Source organism: Rathayibacter sp. AY2B3 (genome assembly GCF_002931755.1).
Taxonomy (GTDB): Bacteria; Actinomycetota; Actinomycetes; order Actinomycetales; family Microbacteriaceae; genus Rathayibacter.
Window position 1 is genome coordinate 1 of sequence record NZ_PSUG01000099.1, and the last position, 980, is coordinate 980.

The window sequence follows — 980 nt, forward strand, 5'->3', positions numbered from 1 at the left end:
TCCGATCGTACGGAGAGCCTCCCGGCGGCACAGCGGGGACCGACACGGGGAGTAACACAGGGTGGGATGCGGAAGGCCTCCCCGGTCCGTGGACGGGGGAGGCCTTCCGCGGGAGGGCTACGCCTGGACGAGCACGAGCTCCTCGAGGGGCAGGCGGGTGCGCGGCGCGGTCTCGCGCTCGCGGAGGGTCTCGTTCGCCAGCGCGTCGGCGTCGGCCGCGACTCCCACCGCGGCGATCGTCACGGGGTCGAAGCGCTCGTCGACGCCGAACGCGGCGCGGACGGCGTCCTTGTCGAAGCCGGCCATCTGGTGCACGTGCAGGCCCTCGTGGTGCGCCTGGACGCTGAGGTGGGCGATCGACTGGCCGAGGTCGTAGACGGCCCAGGGGCGCGGCTTCCCCTCGGAGTCGACGGTCTCGGCGAGGGCGACGACCAGGACGGCGGCGGAGCCGGCCCAGGCGCCGTTGAAGCCGGCGAGGGTCGCGACGATGCTGTCGAACTCGTCGGTCCCGCGGCGGGCGACGATGAAGCGCCACGGCTGCGAGTTGCTGGCGGAGGGGGACCAGCGCGCGGCTTCGAGGAGGGATGCGAGGGTCTCGTCCGAGACGGTCGCGGTCGCGTCGTAGGAGCGGGGGCTCCAGCGCTCCGCGAGGACGTCGAGGATCGGGGCGCTGGTGCTGGCGGTGCGGGAGGCGGTGGCGGACATCGCGGGGCTTCTTCCGTGCGGGGGACTGGGGGAGGGGCTCCGTCGCCCGAGGAGCCCAACCGTCCCCGCCCCGCAGGCATTCCCGCGCGCGCCCGTCCGGCGTCCGCGCGCGCGTTCGCCCACGGAGGAGCGGGCCGCCTCCGAGCCCCGGAACGGTACGGTGGGAGACGGCGTGGTCACCCCGCGCACCACCATCCACGACTCTGGAGGATCATCCATGGCCCAGCACTTCGACGTCGTCGTCCTGGGGGCAGGCCCCGGCGGATACGTGGCCG

At 74.5% G+C, this 980-nt stretch carries 1 protein-coding gene; it reads right to left on the reverse strand.

The features are described from left to right. Positions 1-117: 117 nt before the first annotated feature. A complete protein-coding gene (locus C5C24_RS17440; RefSeq protein WP_104277322.1) occupies positions 118-705 on the reverse strand; it encodes a nitroreductase family protein in 588 nt (195 codons plus the stop codon). Between the last annotated feature and the right edge of the window lie 275 nt (positions 706-980).